The 17,049-nt window shown below is 42.3% G+C and carries 18 protein-coding genes; 7 read left to right on the top strand and 11 right to left on the bottom strand.

Annotated elements, in window-relative coordinates; translation table 11 throughout:
* Nucleotide 1: 1 nt before the first annotated feature.
* Entirely contained in the window at nt 2-1,102 is a 1,101-nt protein-coding gene (lptF, locus tag FTU92_RS08030; RefSeq protein WP_004975682.1) for an LPS export ABC transporter permease LptF, read from the bottom strand.
* Nucleotides 1,103-1,260: 158 nt separating this feature from the next.
* Between lptF and FTU92_RS08025 the strand changes: the two genes are divergently transcribed.
* From FTU92_RS08025 to FTU92_RS08010, 4 genes are all read left to right on the top strand, one after another.
* Nucleotides 1,261-2,709, top strand: a complete 1,449-nt coding sequence (locus FTU92_RS08025; RefSeq protein ID WP_167846436.1) for a leucyl aminopeptidase — start codon at nt 1,261-1,263, stop codon at nt 2,707-2,709.
* Nucleotides 2,702-3,109 carry a DNA polymerase III subunit chi gene (locus FTU92_RS08020; RefSeq protein WP_131260997.1) on the top strand — a complete coding sequence of 136 codons (408 nt, stop codon included), beginning with the start codon at nt 2,702-2,704 and terminating at the stop codon, nt 3,107-3,109. Before FTU92_RS08025 ends, FTU92_RS08020 begins: the two co-directional genes overlap by 8 nt.
* 48 nt (nt 3,110-3,157) lie before the next feature.
* Nucleotides 3,158-3,778, top strand: coding sequence for a hypothetical protein (locus FTU92_RS08015; protein WP_004975677.1), 621 nt, complete (start codon nt 3,158-3,160; stop codon nt 3,776-3,778).
* 144 nt (nt 3,779-3,922) lie between these two features.
* Complete coding sequence (locus FTU92_RS08010; RefSeq protein ID WP_004975675.1) at nt 3,923-4,141, top strand: hypothetical protein; 219 nt, start codon at nt 3,923-3,925, stop codon at nt 4,139-4,141.
* Between the two features lie 109 nt (nt 4,142-4,250).
* Here the strand turns inward: FTU92_RS08010 and FTU92_RS08005 are convergent, their stop codons facing one another.
* The 7 genes from FTU92_RS08005 to glnK form a co-directional block, all read right to left on the bottom strand.
* On the bottom strand, nt 4,251-4,796 hold the full coding sequence (locus tag FTU92_RS08005; protein WP_180096061.1) for a VTT domain-containing protein: 546 nt from the start codon (nt 4,794-4,796) through the stop codon (nt 4,251-4,253).
* Nucleotides 4,797-4,919: 123 nt separating this feature from the next.
* Nucleotides 4,920-5,579 (bottom strand): riboflavin synthase, encoded by a 660-nt coding sequence (locus FTU92_RS08000; RefSeq protein ID WP_104852910.1) that lies wholly within the window; start codon nt 5,577-5,579, stop codon nt 4,920-4,922.
* A 34-nt stretch (nt 5,580-5,613) separates the two neighbouring features.
* Nucleotides 5,614-6,906, bottom strand: coding sequence for a DNA adenine methylase (locus FTU92_RS07995; protein WP_004975669.1), 1,293 nt, complete (start codon nt 6,904-6,906; stop codon nt 5,614-5,616).
* Entirely contained in the window at nt 6,903-8,006 is a 1,104-nt protein-coding gene (gene ribD / locus FTU92_RS07990) for a bifunctional diaminohydroxyphosphoribosylaminopyrimidine deaminase/5-amino-6-(5-phosphoribosylamino)uracil reductase RibD (protein ID WP_180096137.1), read from the bottom strand. The genes FTU92_RS07995 and ribD overlap by 4 nt, the downstream gene beginning before the upstream one ends.
* Nucleotides 8,007-8,042: 36 nt before the next feature.
* On the bottom strand, nt 8,043-8,501 hold the full coding sequence (gene nrdR, locus FTU92_RS07985) for a transcriptional regulator NrdR (RefSeq protein ID WP_180061225.1): 459 nt from the start codon (nt 8,499-8,501) through the stop codon (nt 8,043-8,045).
* Between the two features lie 139 nt (nt 8,502-8,640).
* Complete coding sequence (locus FTU92_RS07980; protein WP_167845702.1) at nt 8,641-10,050, bottom strand: ammonium transporter; 1,410 nt, start codon at nt 10,048-10,050, stop codon at nt 8,641-8,643.
* A gap of 62 nt (nt 10,051-10,112) precedes the next feature.
* Nucleotides 10,113-10,451, bottom strand: a complete 339-nt coding sequence (gene glnK, locus FTU92_RS07975; RefSeq protein ID WP_004650081.1) for a P-II family nitrogen regulator — start codon at nt 10,449-10,451, stop codon at nt 10,113-10,115.
* A gap of 276 nt (nt 10,452-10,727) precedes the next feature.
* On the opposite strand from glnK, the gene FTU92_RS07970 reads away from it, so the two are divergent.
* A complete protein-coding gene (locus tag FTU92_RS07970; protein WP_096902239.1) occupies nt 10,728-10,955 on the top strand; it encodes an accessory factor UbiK family protein in 228 nt (75 codons plus the stop codon).
* A gap of 72 nt (nt 10,956-11,027) precedes the next feature.
* A complete protein-coding gene (locus tag FTU92_RS07965; RefSeq protein ID WP_167845701.1) occupies nt 11,028-12,515 on the top strand; it encodes a YifB family Mg chelatase-like AAA ATPase in 1,488 nt (495 codons plus the stop codon).
* Nucleotides 12,516-12,669: 154 nt separating this feature from the next.
* Here the strand turns inward: FTU92_RS07965 and FTU92_RS07960 are convergent, their stop codons facing one another.
* Nucleotides 12,670-13,425, bottom strand: a complete 756-nt coding sequence (locus FTU92_RS07960; RefSeq protein ID WP_373687280.1) for a TorF family putative porin — start codon at nt 13,423-13,425, stop codon at nt 12,670-12,672.
* Between the two features lie 1,153 nt (nt 13,426-14,578).
* Here FTU92_RS07960 and FTU92_RS07955 point away from each other — a divergent pair.
* A complete protein-coding gene (locus FTU92_RS07955; protein WP_096902242.1) occupies nt 14,579-15,889 on the top strand; it encodes an OprD family outer membrane porin in 1,311 nt (436 codons plus the stop codon).
* A 99-nt stretch (nt 15,890-15,988) separates the two neighbouring features.
* Here FTU92_RS07955 and ppa read toward each other — a convergent pair whose 3' ends face one another.
* Together ppa and FTU92_RS07945 are read right to left on the bottom strand one after the other, a co-directional pair.
* Nucleotides 15,989-16,525 carry an inorganic diphosphatase gene (gene ppa, locus FTU92_RS07950; protein WP_004975651.1) on the bottom strand — a complete coding sequence of 179 codons (537 nt, stop codon included), beginning with the start codon at nt 16,523-16,525 and terminating at the stop codon, nt 15,989-15,991.
* A 124-nt stretch (nt 16,526-16,649) separates the two neighbouring features.
* Nucleotides 16,650-17,048: an MAPEG family protein gene (locus tag FTU92_RS07945; protein WP_104852906.1), complete on the bottom strand. Its 399-nt coding sequence runs from the start codon at nt 17,046-17,048 to the stop codon at nt 16,650-16,652.
* Nucleotide 17,049 lies beyond the last annotated feature (1 nt).

Genomic DNA, 17,049 nt, shown 5'->3' with positions numbered 1-17,049 from the left:
CTTAAGACCTCACTCGCTGAATTTGCTGCTTAATTTTAGGTGCTAGTTTTTGTTTACGTGAGAACAAGGCTGCCGCAATCGCATAAGCCAACAACACCAACGGATAAGCAATCATGCCCATTTCTTGTTTGCTGATACGGGTTTTAACCGCCATGAGCGCCACAATCAAACTGGCGAAAATTAACAAGGCAGGAAACAGTTTTAAATAACGCCCCTGACGCGGACTAACTTCTGACAATGCCACGGCTAAAAACAACGCCACCACAATCGCAAAAGGCACAAAAATACGCCATCCCAGTTCACTTGCGACCACAGGGTCTGCACGGTTTTTCCAAAGTTGCGAGGTGGTTAAGGCTTCTACTTCGGCACTTTCAAATTTAGCTTCTTTGTCATTCTCTAAACGTAAACGATAACTTTGGAATTCTGCCTGTGAATATTTGGCTGTGCCCGGAAATATTTCATAACGACGCCCTTCGACCAAATCCACCACATTGGCAGGATCATTTTCCAGCTCTACCCGTGTCGCTTCTTTTGCCAGAATCATGACATCAGGACGACCTGCTTTTTCTGCACGTTGATAAAAGAAAATATCTTTCAGGTTTTTACGATCTTCGGACAGATCGCCTGCGTAAATGGTATATGGCCCTGAAGAAATAAATTCTTTGGGTCGCACCAAATCAAAACCTGTGCGTACTGCCTGACTGGTGGTCAATGCTTCAAACTGACGCAGTCCCCACGGTGATGCCCACAGCATTAAAAAGCCTTGGACAATTAGAAATACCAGCGTCATTGGCACCAATAAACGTGCCAATTGATGCCGACTCACGCCACTGCTGTTGAGCACTGCCATTTCATGGTCGACATATAAACGACCAAATACCAACATCAAGCCAATAAAGAAACCCAAAGGTAAGATCAGCGTCAAAAATTCAGGCAAGCGATAGCCAATGATGCTGAATAAAATACTCGCATCCAAACGCCCTTGTGCCGCCACACCAAAATACTTGATCAAGCGACCACCCATCATGATCAAAGTCAGTAAGGCAATCACAACCAAGGATGTCGACACAACTTGCTTGACCAAATAACGCCGAATAATCAAATTATTTCTTCCAAAATGTGAGGGAATCCAATTCGCGTTAGTTTACCTGAATGTTGAAAATATAAAACCTATCGCCTTGTTATACATTGAAACTCAACGCATAAAAATGTTTCAATGGTTGCATAGTTTGCACATTTAGATAGGCATAAAATCCAGTGATTAAATTTAGCTTAAGTCCCGCATTCCAAGAACACAGCGCGAGTGAATCTTTGTCAATTTTAGTGGCTGCAGAACAGGTGCCACAGGCAACTGCTGCTTATCAAATCAAGGATTTAGACAGCATTATTCAAGCGACACAATTTAAAGCAGGCTTTAATGAAAGTTTAAGTTTGGTGGCTAGCGTTGTTGAATGCGCCAATAGCAACCTGATCGGTTTGGGTAAAACCGAAGAATTACCAGCCGCAAAGCTGGCAAAAATTGCACAAAGCATTATCAAATCTTCACAAAAAAAATTTAAACAGATCAGCATTGATTTGTCTGCTCTGCCTAGCGAGCTGCATTATGTATTTGCACTCAGCCTGACCCAAGCAGCCTATGCTTTTGATGAATACAAAAGCAAAAAGAATGAGTTTCAGCTTGAACAAATCAACTTAATTGCCAAGGACAGCTCACTGACTGCCGATCAGTTGCAGTTAATTGAAGCCATGCAATCAGGTCAAAACATGGCTCGCGACTTGGGCAACCGCCCGGGCAATATTTGTTTCCCTGAATATTTGGCAGAACAAGCTCAAGCACTTGCGGCAGAATACCCAGATCTGCTCAAAGTCACCATTTTAGATGAAGCAGAAATGGCCGAATTGGGCATGGGTGCATTCCTTGCAGTCAGTCAGGGTTCAGACCGTCCTGGGCGCATCATTAGCCTTGAATACCAAGCGCAGCGTGACGAAGCACCTGTGGTATTGGTCGGCAAAGGGATTACTTTCGATACTGGCGGCATTTCTCTCAAACCTGGCTTAGGCATGGACGAAATGAAATTTGATATGTGTGGTTCTGCTTCAGTCTTGGGCACCATGCGCGCACTGTGCGAAGCACGTTTGCCAATTCATGTTGTCGGCACGATTGCCGCTGCAGAAAATATGCCGTCAGGCAAAGCCACTCGCCCGGGTGATATTGTGACCAGTATGAGCGGCCAAACCATCGAAATTTTAAATACCGATGCCGAAGGTCGTTTGGTGCTGTGCGATACCCTAACCTATGTGAAACGCTTCAACCCTGCTTTGGTGATTGATATTGCGACTTTAACAGGCGCTTGCGTGGTTGCACTCGGTTCGGTACTGACAGGCATGTTTACCCCAGATGATGAACTTGCGGCGGAATTGGATGCTGCGGGACACACTGCATTTGACCGTGTATGGCGTATGCCCGTGATTGACGATTACCAAGAACAACTGGATTCACCATTTGCCGATATTGGCAATATTGGTGGGCCTAAAGCAGGTTCAGTTACTGCAGCATGCTTCTTGCAACGCTTTACCCGTGACTATCGCTGGGCGCATCTAGACATTGCAGGCACTGCATGGAATTCAGGCAGCAATAAAGGCGCAACAGGTCGTCCTGTACCGTTATTGATGCAGTTCCTCGCACAACGTGCAAGCAATAATGGCTAAAGTTAGCTTTTATTTGTTTGAAAAAAGTCCTGAACGGCAAGTGGAAAGCACTTGCCGTTTATGCCGCAAAATTTTGCGGCAGCAGGCACGCATTTGGCTGCATTGCCCTGATCCAGAGTTACAGCAAATATTGGATGAGCGTCTGTGGAGTTTTGATGCCAGCAGCTTTATTCCACATGGCATTAACCAAACACAGGCCAGCGTATGTATTTCTGCCGAATTACCGCAGCAATCGGACTGGATTGTGTTTAATTTTAACAGTCAGGCACTTGAAGCCTATGCAAAATTTAGTCACATTATTGAGATTATTGAAAATCACGAAGCAGCTAAAGTGCTTGGACGTGAAAAATTTAAACAATATCGACGTTTGGGCATAGAACCACAGACGTTTAAGCTTTAATTTTAAAACGTTTTTTTAAAAATACTGCTCAAAATAAGGAGAGATGCGGTGACTTTAAATGTCGGCTCAGATTTTAAACAGCGCTGGTTAACCGCGCCTCAGGCTGTGCGCCAGACATTTATGGATGATCTGCATCGAATTTGTGAGGTCTTGCAACCTGAAACGCAATTACACAACTGGATTGCAGAAGATCAGCGCGCTCAGCAACAATCACAGGAAAAAATTGAACAAGCCTATGCTGACCTGAAAGCACGTTTGATTGAAGAAGCACGGCAACGTCGCCAATTGGCACTCGAACTCAAATTAGAACAGCAACGTGCAGAACAAGCCGCTTATGCTGCACAGCTACAGCAAGATGAAGCGCAACGCTTTGCAGAACAAACTCAAGCACTTGAGTTGATGCGTCAAAGTCTGGATCAGGAAATTTCAAACTATACTGCACGTTATGAGCAAAATCCTGAATTACCTGCAGTGACTTTTAATCAAGCCGCAACTGCGGTAAGTGATGATCAAATTGTTTCTGAACTTGAAAGTGTACGTTTGCGTTTAGAGCTAGAAGCCGAAACTCAAATTGAGCAGGCGGTAACGATCTTTCGTGCGCGACTACATGCTGCAGCCCAAGAAGAAATTGACTATATCTTAAAAAATTCAAATTTTTCTAAAGAATAATTTTACTTTTTATCCCCAATTAGCCCAAAGTCTTAAGCCCAATGTCATCAAAATGAAATAATTTTGTCACATGATAGTCATCCAGAAAAAGTTGAATTTTCAACTTTCATCTCCTTTAATGACTTTTGCAATCATGGGTTTCAAATGGATATCTTGACGAAAATTTCAGGCAAAATCGACCATCTTAATACGGGCGAACAGTGGAGTATTCGTGCTCAGGATTTATGGATCAGTCGTGCAGATTTCCAATCATTAAGCATGTACTTGTCTAAAGAAGCGGAAAAGGGGGAGTTTTCAATTCAAAGTAACGATACTTTTAGCCCGCGCTTGGGTGGCACAGAGTTAATTGTCACCAAACACTAAAACTGAACCAGATCAAAAGTCCACACGGTGGGCTTTTTTTGTGGCCATCAATCCACTTTTTTAGTTATCGCGGTGGATTTAGAATAAGAAAATAGAAAAAATGAGGAATTTAAATCCAATCACCCAACCAAGACAAAATATTACCCAAGCCATAACCTATTGCCATTAAAGAAAAAATCCATACGGCAGCACCCACCACATTATAAAAACTAAAGGTCGCCAAAGGCATGTGCCCTGACCCTGCAGCAAATGGTGCAAATGAACGAACAAACGGTATAAAACGCGCCATTAAAATAGTTTTGCCACCATGTTTCATAAAATAATGGTTGGTTTTGACAATATATTCAGGTTTGAAATAACGTGAATGTTGATGAAAGTATTTTAGTCCCAATATGCGTCCAGTGTAGTAGTTGACGCTATACCCCAAGACCGCAGCAACAAAAAGCAAAATACCCATATAGTGCAAATGCACTACGTCGGTGGTGGAACACAAGGCACCAATTGCGATCAGCAAACTATCGCCTGGTAAAAAGAACATGAACACAGAACCTGTTTCTGCAAAAATAATCAGAAACAAAATGGCATAGATCCACAGACCATAATTATCGAGTAATAATGGCAGCCAGTGTTCCAAATTCATTAAAAAATCAATCATCTACATTAAACCAAAGGGGTGTTTATGATGAAAAAAACATCTTTATCTTTTTAATTATCCCTAAAAACAAAAAAACAGTCTAATTTTTCAATCAGACTGTTTAAATTTCATTCGGCTCTGTGCTTATTTTAAAAAGCCATTTTCAGCCAAGAATTCCATGCTAATTTTAGATTGCTGCGTAGTTTCTGCAGCTTTATCACCCAAGAGCAAACGCTCAATATAACGCGCCAAGACATCCACTTCTAAATTGACCTTGCTGCCAACTTTCCATGTGCCAATATTGGTACGCTCTGCCGTGTGTGGAATTAAATTCAGACTGATAACACTGCCGCGTAAATGGTTAATGGTCAGGCTGATGCCATCGACGGTCACCGAACCTTTTTCTGCCAAATATTTGGCAATTTCTGCAGGTGCAGTCACTTCATAGTAAATTGAACGTGCATCTTCACGTACCAGCGTAATTTCACCGACTGCATCAACATGGCCACTTACGATATGTCCACCAAAACGTGTGGTCGGCAACATGGCTTTTTCGACATTGACAGGCTGACCCACTTTCCATGTGCCTAAAGTGGTACGGTTCAAACTTTCACGGGACACATCTGCGGCATACCAATTGTCGCCCCACTCGATCACAGTCAGGCAAATACCATTGGTGGCAATTGAATCCCCCAAATGCACATCTGACATATCTAAATCTGTCTGAATACGCAAACGTACATCACCGCCCACACTTTGCAGGCTTTCTACTTTACCTAAACTTTCAATAATGCCTGTAAACATAATCTTTTCTCTCATTCACTGAGGATTTGTGGATTTACCACAACGCCAATTGGGTACTCACACCTGAGGTATCTACACCACCCAATTCTGCAAAATGGTAAAGTTGCCCTAACAACTGGCGAATAGGTGGGCCTGACTTGGCATGCGTATCGGTAATCACAATAAATTCCAGCACGCGCGCACGCTCGGACTGACGCTGTTTACTCACGCGATAACGCGGAACATCTTGCGTCAATAACGTCACTCGACCGCGTTTTAAATTGGCTTGCAACAAGTCTGTGGCACTAATATTACCATCGGTAGAATAACTGGTCAGAATAAAACGTGCATTAATGGTGTCCAATAAGGTTTCATACGCCTCTTTGGCGTACTTAGATGAGTTGTATGGACTTGGACGTTCTTTGCGCCATGCACGGTCAATACCACTTTTAAAGCCTTTGGTGTCTGGGGTTGGTAAATCGACCTGATCCCACAAGGTTAAGGCATTTAAGACATGATAGTTACTGCTATAAGCATGTTGATTATACGGTGGGTCTAAATAAGCCACATCCACCTCAAAACCACTCATTTGATTGGCAAGATGCTGTGCATCGACACACCACATTTCTGCAGCAGGTTTATTTGGTTCACCAATGTCACAAAAACGACTTGGCGTGAGCCACAATAATGATTCTATTCGTTCGAGTGCAGTTTGAGTTTTGCCACCCCAGCCGTGGTGGAAGCTTTTAAACACCCCACTGGTATTACTGACAAAACTGGCAGAGTACAACAACGGCGCCAACAATGCCGACATCTCAACATCATCAATGGCACCCTGCGCTTGCCACGTAGCAATTTGCTGACGAATCGCATCTATGCGCATACCGTTACGACGTTTAAAGAATAAACGGTCACGACTTGGGTCATAAATTTCGTCATTGCGCGGACACAAATTATGCGTCACCCAGCCTTTGACTTCAGGCAAACGGTTCAAATAATCAATGGCTTTTTGATAGCCGCCTAATTCTTTAAACGCAGGTGCTTCAGTGCAGGCCAAAATCGCATGGTTTAAGGCATGGCTGTACGGTTCCCAGTCATTGGCAATCACCCGATAACCATTTTGACGCGCCAAACGTGATACCACTCCTGAACCTGCAAAAAAATCGGCAAAAATTGGTGCACGACCATTTTTAGGATGTAGCGTTCCTGTCTGTTCAAGTGCTTCTAAAATCAGATGCAGTAAACGGCGTTTATTGCCCAAATAAGGCACTAACTGATGGAATAAGTATTCATCAGTGGTGCGTGCCGCATGACGACGTTTGTGATAAACCGTTGACTCTGAACTCATAGTGTCTCTTGAGAAGGAATTAACCTAAGGCGCACGTCATCACCCAATTGAGTGACATCGCAAAGTTTAAATCGAAGTTGCTCTGCCATCTGTTCAAATTCTGCATTAAACATGGCACGAGCCGAGCGCCCTAACAATGTAGGTGCCACATAGCTGATCACTTCATCAACCCAACCTTCCTGTAAGAAAGCGGTCGATAAGGTTGCACCCGCTTCAACCAACACATCATAAATTTGATGTTGCTGTACCAATTGGGCAAGTAAGGTGGCTAAAGGTTGCGGTTCCAATTGTAACACGCCCAAAGCAGCCAACTCTGCACGATACGGTCCCATCACCATCACCGTTTCAGGCTGCTGCAAAATTTGTGCGCTCAAAGGCAAACGACCTTGGCGATCTAAAATAATCCGTTTGGGTTGTACTACGCTGTGGATGTCATCTACACCCTCTAAGTGGCGTACATTAAGCAGACAGTCATCGGCCAGTAACGTGTCGATCCCCGTTAATACTGCAGCAGAAATTGCCCGCCAATGCTGCACATCGGCACGTGCAGCCGTGCCTGTGATCCATTTGGATTCACCCGAAGCCATTGCCGTACGACCATCCAAACTAGAAGCAATTTTTAAACGCACATAAGGCATGCCTGTAGCCATGGCTTTTAAAAAGCCTGCATTTAACTGCGCTGCTTCAGCTTCTGCCACGCCCACGCTAACCTGAATACCTGCATCCTGTAAAATCTGAACGCCTTTACCTGCCACCAATGGATTCGGGTCTGGACAAGCCACAACCACTTTAGCCACGCCTGCATCGACCAAGGCTTTGGCACATGGTGGTGTGCGCCCATAGTGTGCACAAGGTTCCAAAGTCACATAAGCAGTTGCACCCTGCGCTTGTTCAGCGGCCTGACGCAAAGCAAAGACTTCGGCATGTGGCTGTCCTGCACGAGGATGGAAACCTTCGCCCAATAATTGGGCATCTTTAACTATCACACAGCCGACATTTGGATTAGGTTTGGTGCTGTATTGCCCCAAACGTGCCAACTCAATCGCACGACGCATCCAAAAAAGATCATTGGGAGGTAAATTGGAAGTGAATTCAGTCATATTCAGATGTTGTGTGCTTTTTGCTGACATGAGGGTTTATTGCTCACGTAACTGCATTTGTTCAATTTGACGGCGAAACGCTTCGACATCCTGAAAGTCCTGATACACTGAAGCAAAACGCACATACGCCACGTGATCCAATGCAAATAAAGCCTGCATAACAACCTCACCAATGGTACGTGATTTCACATCACGCTCTCCCAAACGGCGAATTTGCAGTTGGATGTCACTGAGTACCGTTTCAATTTGCTCTTGGGTCACGGGACGTTTTTGCAAAGCATGCATTAACGAACGACGTAACTTGGCTTCATCGAAAGGCTCACTTTTACCATCGGATTTAATCACCCGTGGCATAACCACTTCATAACTTTCAAAGGTGGTAAAGCGTTCACCACAGCCAATACACTCACGACGTCGGCGAATTTGGCAGCCTTCTGCCGCCAAACGTGAGTCAATCACTTTACTGTCTGCAGTGTTGCAAAATGGACAATGCATAGCGGTTTAATTGCACAAATTTGAATGAAAATGCAGTGTAGCAAAAATTCCAAACTTTGTAGAGTTTTACGCAACATATAGAAAAAAAACAGCCCCGAAGGGCTGTTTTACACAATATATTGATTATGTACTGTCTAGATTATTCTACACGTTCACCATGTTGGCTTAAGTCGAGTCCCATACGCTCATCTTCTGCAGCCACACGAATACCAATGGTTAGATCAATTACTTTTAAGATGATGAAAGTCAGTACAGCAGAGTAAGCAATGGTCGCTAACACACCTTCAACTTGCACCCAAAGTTGGCTCATCAAGTTGCTTGGTGCAGCATCGCCCATAATAAACTCGCTGGCAAAGAAGGCTGTTAAAATTGCACCAACAATACCACCTACACCATGTAGTCCAAAGGCATCTAGAGAGTCATCAGCTTTCAGGGCGCGTTTTAAGGCAGTAATACCCCAGAAACATACCACACCACCAATTAAACCCATCGCTAATGCACCACCAACAGTCACAAAACCTGCTGCTGGAGTAATCACCACCAAACCTGCTACAGCACCCGATGCAGCACCTAATACAGAACCTTTACCACGTACCAGTTTTTCTGCTACAAGCCATGCAATTGCTGCGGCTGCGGCTGCCACTTGAGTCACAACTAAGGCATAACCCGCTGCACCATTGGCACCTAAAGCAGAACCACCGTTGAAACCAAACCAGCCCACCCAGAGTAAACTTGCACCCAGTACAGTCAAAGTCAGGTTGTGCGGAGCCATAGATTCACGGCCCAAGCCCATACGTTTGCCCAACATGTATGCAGCAACTAAACCTGCAACACCCGAGTTAATATGAACAACAGTACCACCAGCAAAGTCGAGAGCACCATCATTGCCTAACCAACCACCACCCCATACCCAGTGGGTAATTGGTGCGTAGACCACGACCACCCAAATCGCGATAAAGGCAACAAAGGCACCAAACTTCATTCGTTCTGCAATTGAACCACTGATAATTGCCACAGTAATGATGGCAAAGGTCATTTGAAATATCACAAATAGAATTTCAGGAATACTGCCACTGAGCGCATCGGTACCAATGCCTGCCAGCATGACTTTGTCTAGACCACCAATAAAGGCATTACCTTCACCAAAAGCCAAACTATAGCCCACTGCCACCCAGGCAATACTGACCACGGCTGCTGCTACAAAGCTATAAGCCATAGTATTGAGTACGTTTTTCTTGCGTACCATACCGCCATAAAATAGTGCCAAACCAGGAATGGTCATGAGTAAAACTAAAGCAGTCGAAACTAAAATCCAAGCGGTATCGCCTGTATCTAATACAGCTTCAGGTTCAGCAGCTTCGGGCGTGCTGACTTCTGCTACAGCTGCAACTTCTGTTGCATTTGTTGTTTCGATAGGAGATGTTTCGGCAGTTTCAAGCACTGCAACATCTGAAGTTGGTGCGGTGGCTGTTACGGCTTCTTCAGCCCAAGCAACAGAACCACCAAGAAGTGCGCCTGATAGACTCAGCGCGAGTAGCATTTTTTTCATTTGTGTCCCCCGACCTTTGTTTTTGTGAGTTATTAGGTACTCAGCAAACTTCGTGCCATCTTTTAAACAGCATCTGCACCCGTTTCACCTGTACGAATACGGATGACTTGTTCGAGGTTAGTAACAAAGATTTTGCCATCACCAATCTTGCCTGTACTAGCAACACGAGTGATTGACTCAATCACCGAATCCACCATTTCATCGCTAATTGCGATTTCAATTTTAACTTTAGGCAAAAAGTCAACGACGTATTCAGCGCCACGATAAAGTTCGGTGTGACCTTTTTGGCGACCGAAGCCTTTGACTTCTGTTACGGTGATCCCTTGAACACCAATTTCAGATAATGCTTCACGCACATCATCTAATTTAAAGGGTTTTACAATTGCAGTTACGAGCTTCATGTTTGTTTTCCTTCGGCTTAATTCACCAGTAAGGTTTTATGTTCAAATTCCATGCCAAAGTTCTAAGGTCGGGGGAAATTAGAAACCGTGACATGAGTTTTCTTTATACCTTATTTTATACATTTATATGGTTGTGATCTTCAAAAAATAGACATATTTACTAGAAGATTTACGATTTTACTCATCGAATAAATCCATATTTCGTCTGAAATGCTATAGTCTATTCAAGACCAGTGCTACACTGCCTCCATTTTCTCCATCTTTGTGGAAACAACAATGATTGAAACTTTATTACAAGCCATTTTGGAACAAGTTGAACAACCTAAAAAAGATTTAGAACATAATTTACGTGCTTTGCTCAATGAAGCGGTCACCAAAATGGATTTGGTCTCGCAAGATGAGCTAGACCGCCAACGTACTGCGCTCAATAATGCCAACTTACGTTTAAATGAATTGTTAAAACAGGTTGAAGCACTGGAACAGAAAATTCAACTCAAAAAATAAGCACCAATTGAGTGCATAAAAACAAAAAACAAACATTATAAAAATAACGCACCAAAACGGATCATCATAAAAATGTCTTTTGCCAAAGTGTATACGCGGGGGCTGCTCGGCTTGCACGCCCCTGCAATTGAAGTTGAAGTCCATCTGAGTCAAGGTTTACCTTCTTTAACCATTGTCGGTCTAGCCGAAGCTGCCGTGCGTGAAAGTAAAGATCGGGTACGCTCTGCCATTATTAATAGTGGTTTTCAATTTCCGACCAAACGTCTGACCATTAATTTAGCACCTGCCGACTTGCCCAAAGATGGTTCGCGTTTGGACTTAGCCATTGCTTTAGGCATTTTAATTGCTTCGGGACAATTGCCCGAACAAAGCACTGAAGGTTTAGAGTTTATTGGAGAATTGGCTTTAGATGGTCAATTGCGCCCCACCACAGGCACACTCAGTATTGCGATTGCCTGCCAACAGGCACAGCATTGTTTGGTTTTACCTGAACAAAATGCACAAGAAGCTGCTCAATTGCCTGACTTTGAAGTCTTTGCCGCCACACATTTAAAACAAGTTTGCGAACATTTGGCACAAAGCCAGCCTTTAGATAAAGTCACCGCAATTGCCCAGCCACAGTTATCTCATTCCGCATTTGATTTAGTCGATGTTAAAGGACAATTGCGCCCACGACGTGCTTTGGAAATAGCAGCTGCTGGTGGACATTCATTGCTATTCAAAGGCCCACCCGGTACAGGTAAAACCTTACTGGCATCCCGACTTTCCAGTATTTTACCGCCATTGAATATGCAGGAAAATTTAGAGGTCGCCAGCATCTATTCTGTGGCGGATAGCCCGCATACGTTTGGACAGCGCCCTTTTCGCGCCCCGCATCATACCGCTTCTGCTGTGGCATTGGTCGGTGGAGGCTCATATCCCAAACCTGGTGAAATTACCTTGGCGCATTTAGGCGTTTTATTTTTAGATGAATTGCCTGAATTTGATAAAAAAGTGTTAGAAGTGCTGCGCCAACCTTTAGAGTCCAAAGAAATTGTGATTTCCCGCGCCTCTCGGCAAATTACCTTTCCAGCCAACTTTCAACTAATTGCCGCCATGAATCCCTGTCCTTGTGGTTATGCTTTTAATCAGGATGTGCGCTGCCAATGTTCTGCAGAAAGTATTAAACGCTATCAAAACCGTATTTCAGGGCCGTTATTGGATCGTATCGACTTACACATTGATGTACCACCTCTGCAAGCACATGAATTACAGGACACCCGACCAGTGGAAAATTCTGAAACCGTGCGAAGCCGTGTCATTCAAGCATATACACGACAATTGCAACGCCAAGAGTGTTTAAACATGGCGCTCAGTCCCAAACAATTAGAGCAATTTGCACATTTAGATGATACTGCGCAAAATATTTTAGCCATTGCGCAGCAGCGTTTGAACTTATCGGCACGTGCGTATCATCGGGTGTTACGAGTGGCACGCACCATTGCAGATTTAGCCCAAAGTGAACAGATTCAAAGTCCACATTTGAGTGAAGCACTGTCTTATCGTGCCCATGAAGCCTGATTGAAAGTCTAATTAAGAGTTCGATTAAGAATCTGATTAAAAGTCTAAGAGATGAAAATAGCCCATTGCCATGCCTGTACAATGGGCGAGTTGTTTTTATTGTTTTAAGTTTCACTCCTAACTGGAGCTTTTATTTATCGTCGTAGCCGTATCTTTAGAAGGCTTTAGTTAAAGTAAATACAGCTCCTGTTTCAACGCCACGCTTCGCAGCGTGTGACATTCCATCGGTATCAATATCTGTACCAACAGCAGCCAATTCAGCAGATAAGCCTTCTACTGATGCAAAACTATAGCTCACACCCGCTTTCCAGTCGATATAACTGTCTTCGCCACCACCAAAATCAAAATCATCTGCTAGGGTGTAACCAATACCCGCAACACCTGAGAAACCTGTATCTGCAAACGGTACGCTATAAGTTGCATTGAAATACCAAGCATCTGTATCACCACCTAGAAAATCATTGGAGTAATTAATTGCGGTAGATAAGCTGGCATCTTTAAATCCTACATCGCTAAAGCCTAATTTGGCATAGGCTTCTAGCCAGTTTAAATCGCTTTCACTTGGGTAAAGGTAATACCATAGACCCACGTCTAATAATGGCTTGCTGGCAAAACTGTCTAAAGTAGTGGCATAACCCAAATAAGGGTCAAGTTCTAAATGCGCTGTGCCACCAAAATCGACATTGGAACCCCACACACCAGCATAAAGGCCTGAATCATGGCTCAACGCAAAACCCGCTTGCACCGCAGGATCACTCATTGTTTGTGTCATGCCACGAAAACGATAATCACTGGTCATTGCCGCAGTACCACTAAAAGACAATGCTGAAGTTGATTCTGATGCCATGCTTAGACCAGATGCTGCCATCATCGCTGCTGCAAAAAGTGTTTTAAATCCCATGTTCATGATTTTCCCCCTGCATCTGATGAGATGCTTGTGTCTATTGTTGTTTAACTCACATGGAGGATTGCAAACCGTGTGCCAACATTCAAAAAAACAAGATTTTCCATACTCAGAATAGGCTCACAACCACATCTAAATGATTGTTATTTATATTTATTTTTAAATTAATAAATTTCTTATTTTCATCGCTATGGCCTACAACTCACTTTTGTTCATTCTTTTTACATAGATGTATAAGTCATATTTACCGTGTAAATACAGAATACATTGCAACATTTTTGATGTACCTGACTTAGAACTCAAATTTAAACTGCCTAAAAAAGTGCAATAACATTTATTCGCACATCTTTGCATATACTAAAAACTGGGACAAAGTCATTACTCATATGCTTACAGCCCCTTTCCCATTAAGGGCGAACAGCATGTTTGGCCTAGAAAAATATTGTTTGAATACGAATAATTTTTTTGCACCAAGAACATGCATATCATTCAAATTGTTAAACCGAATAGCCAATGTGAGATTTCAGCAGCATTGTGACAGGCCGATGCAATATCTTCTGAAGTTATTACACTTAAAAATTTAGCAAAAAGAGAAATGCTTACTGGGTCAAATTCATCAAAAACAGCACAAATAAAACACCGTATTTCACATGAAACACCTCATAGCTAAAAACTATTAGTTACCCCATCAACACCATTCTATTTTTTATACTTTTAGTTCAAATAAAAACCAAAATATACAACCTTATCTATTCTTAAATTTAAAACCGCACTTTTGAAGAAATACTTAACAAGATGAAATAAACATAAAATTTTAGGTTTTTACTTACTTATTTCGCCATAAACTATTAACTTAAACTGCTGAAATATTAAACAAAGATGGTTTTATGGCTAAAATTTACAAAAAACTTAAAGTATTGCTCCCAAGTCATCCATTCTAGCTGTTCAGCTCATTTAAAATTATGTTTATGTTTTTACTAAAAATTAAAATAATTATTAAACTTTTAAAAATTCAATATTTTTAATGACCCTACAGTTTATCGAAAAAATGCTTAACTTTAGTGTCATAAGCACCTTAAAAATGATATTTTCGCGCCTAAATAGCGATACAATTCGGCTACGTTTCAACTACACATTTACTGCATGAGGCCATCTCCCAATGCTGCAATCTAAAAAATTAACACTTGCGTTGCTGATCAACGCAGCGCTTGTTTCAACTGCATTTGCTAGCGAACAAAGTGAATCTAAAGGCTTTGTAGAAGACGCAAACGGTTCGGTTTTATTCCGTACAGGTTATTTGAATCGTGATAAAAAAGATGGACTAACAAACGACACAAGCTCTGCAGCTCAAACAGCAATTATCAATCTAGATTCTGGCTTTACTAAAGGTATTGTTGGTTTTGGTGCAGGTATCATTGGTGATGCTTCATTCAAACTAGGTGAAAACAAAAATACTGGCAACCAAATGATTCCAGTCCACAACGATGGTTCTGCTTATGACCACTGGGCACGTGGTGGTGCTTATGTAAAAGCACGCGTATCAAATACAACAGCTAAATATGGTACGCAAGTATCTGAAATACCAGTAATTGCAAGCAATACAGCACGCTTAACACCTGAATACTACACTGGTCTTTATATTGAAAGTAACGAAATTAAAGACTTGACGTTAATTGGTGGTAAATTTACTAAAAACCAATGGTCAAATGACATCAGCTCAGACCAACAAGGTTTGGATAGTGCTATTTTCTGGGGTGCAAAATACAAATTTAACGACCAAGTTAATGCCTCTTATTATGGGGTAGATGTTAAAGATAAATTAGAACGCCACTATGCCAATGCAAATTACAACTTTGCTGTACCTAACGATGCAAATGTAACCTTAGATGCTGTGGCTTATAACACACAGTGGGAAGCTGGTGCAGCCACAGGTTCACATACTACAGATAACCTTGCAGACCGTGAAAACACTATTTGGGGAGTTTCGGCAACCTATAATAAAGATGCTCACAATGTAATGCTGGCTTATCAAGATAATGCTGGCAATACAGGTTACGACTATGCATACAATGCAGATGGTCTACAAAGTATTTATGTACCAAATTCATACTTATCTGATTTCAACGGCAATGATGAAAAATCAGTTGGCTTGCAATATAACTACAACTTTAAAAACCACGGTTTACCTGGCTTGAACTGGACAAGTGCATTTGTTTACGGTTGGGATATTGATGTTGCGGATCGCAACAATCGAACTGAAATTATTGATCAAGCTGAAGAACATGAATTTTTCAACCAAGTGAAATACACCGTTCAATCTGGTGCATTTAAAGATGCGAGCTTACGCTTACGCTACTCTTACTTGCGTTCAAGTAGTAGCTACAATAACCAAAAAGTGAATAACAGCGAAGGTATTGGCTCAACTAATGAATGGCGTATCTGGTTAGATATTCCTGTGAAATTATTCTAATTTCTCGGAATAGCCAACCCAATAAAAAACCTGCACATATTCTGTGCAGGTTTTTTATATTTTAGCTTTCATGTGAAAGCTAAATAGACTGCGCGCAAATTATGGATTTGCAGCTTTGTAGCCTTCAATTGAGTTCAATACTTCTTGTTTCGCAACATCAGCACCTTCCCAACCGCTTAACTTCACCCATTTGCCTGGCTCTAAGTCTTTGTAGTGCTGGAAGAAATGTTCAATTTGGCTGATCAATAATGGTGGAAGATCCGTATATTCTTGAACATCTTTATAAATTGGGGTTAATTTTTCGTGCGGAACGGCAACCAATTTCGCATCAATACCACCATCATCTTCCATGTTCAATTTACCCACTGGGCGGCAACGAATCACAGAACCTGGCTCTACTGGGTGTGGGGTCACAACCAATACGTCTAGCGGATCACCATCCAATGAAAGTGTATTTGGCACATAACCGTAGTTCGCTGGATAGAACATTGCTGTACCCATGAAACGGTCTACAAATAATGCATCAGAATCTTTGTCAATTTCGTATTTGATTGGCGCTGCATTGGCAGGAATTTCAATGATCACATAGATGTCATTTGGTGCATCTTTACCCGCAGGGATATTGCTGTAGCTCATAGCATCACTCTTAAACAAGTTAAATCTTTTTAAAACCGCGTCAATTATAACGGTTTTCTGTCCTGAATTACTGCGCGATTATACATCTGCAAGGCAAAAATACATATTTTCAGACATGACTTGATCAGGTCAGTTTAATCACCATCAGCAAAATACAAATTGGACAAAGTAAAGACAGCATCCAAACAATTGAACGCAGCGTCGCCCAATTGGCTAAATAACAAATTCCATAAATAATGCGCAGCACAATATAAGCAATACCAAACATCATCACCACCACTTGTGGGATGACCATATATTCCGCCATGAGCACTGCAGCAATAAATAAAGGCAGGCTTTCAAAACTGTTTTGCTGAACGGCGTTAGCACGTGCAGCTAAACCTGTAGTTTTGGCTAAAAATTCACGTGGATTTTGGTTATCTTCGCGTTTAAAGCCGCCTGCCATTTTTGCGACAACAGCAAAGACATACGGCAATAAGCAAGCAATTATAATTAGATAAACAATTCCACTTATGCTTTGCATC

It is taken from the genome of Acinetobacter sp. YH12205, assembly GCF_013418125.1.
In the GTDB taxonomy this organism is placed as follows: Bacteria; Pseudomonadota; Gammaproteobacteria; order Pseudomonadales; family Moraxellaceae; genus Acinetobacter; species Acinetobacter towneri.
The sequence above is the reverse complement of the archived record's forward strand: the minus strand, read 5'-3'. Positions and strand labels throughout refer to the sequence as shown.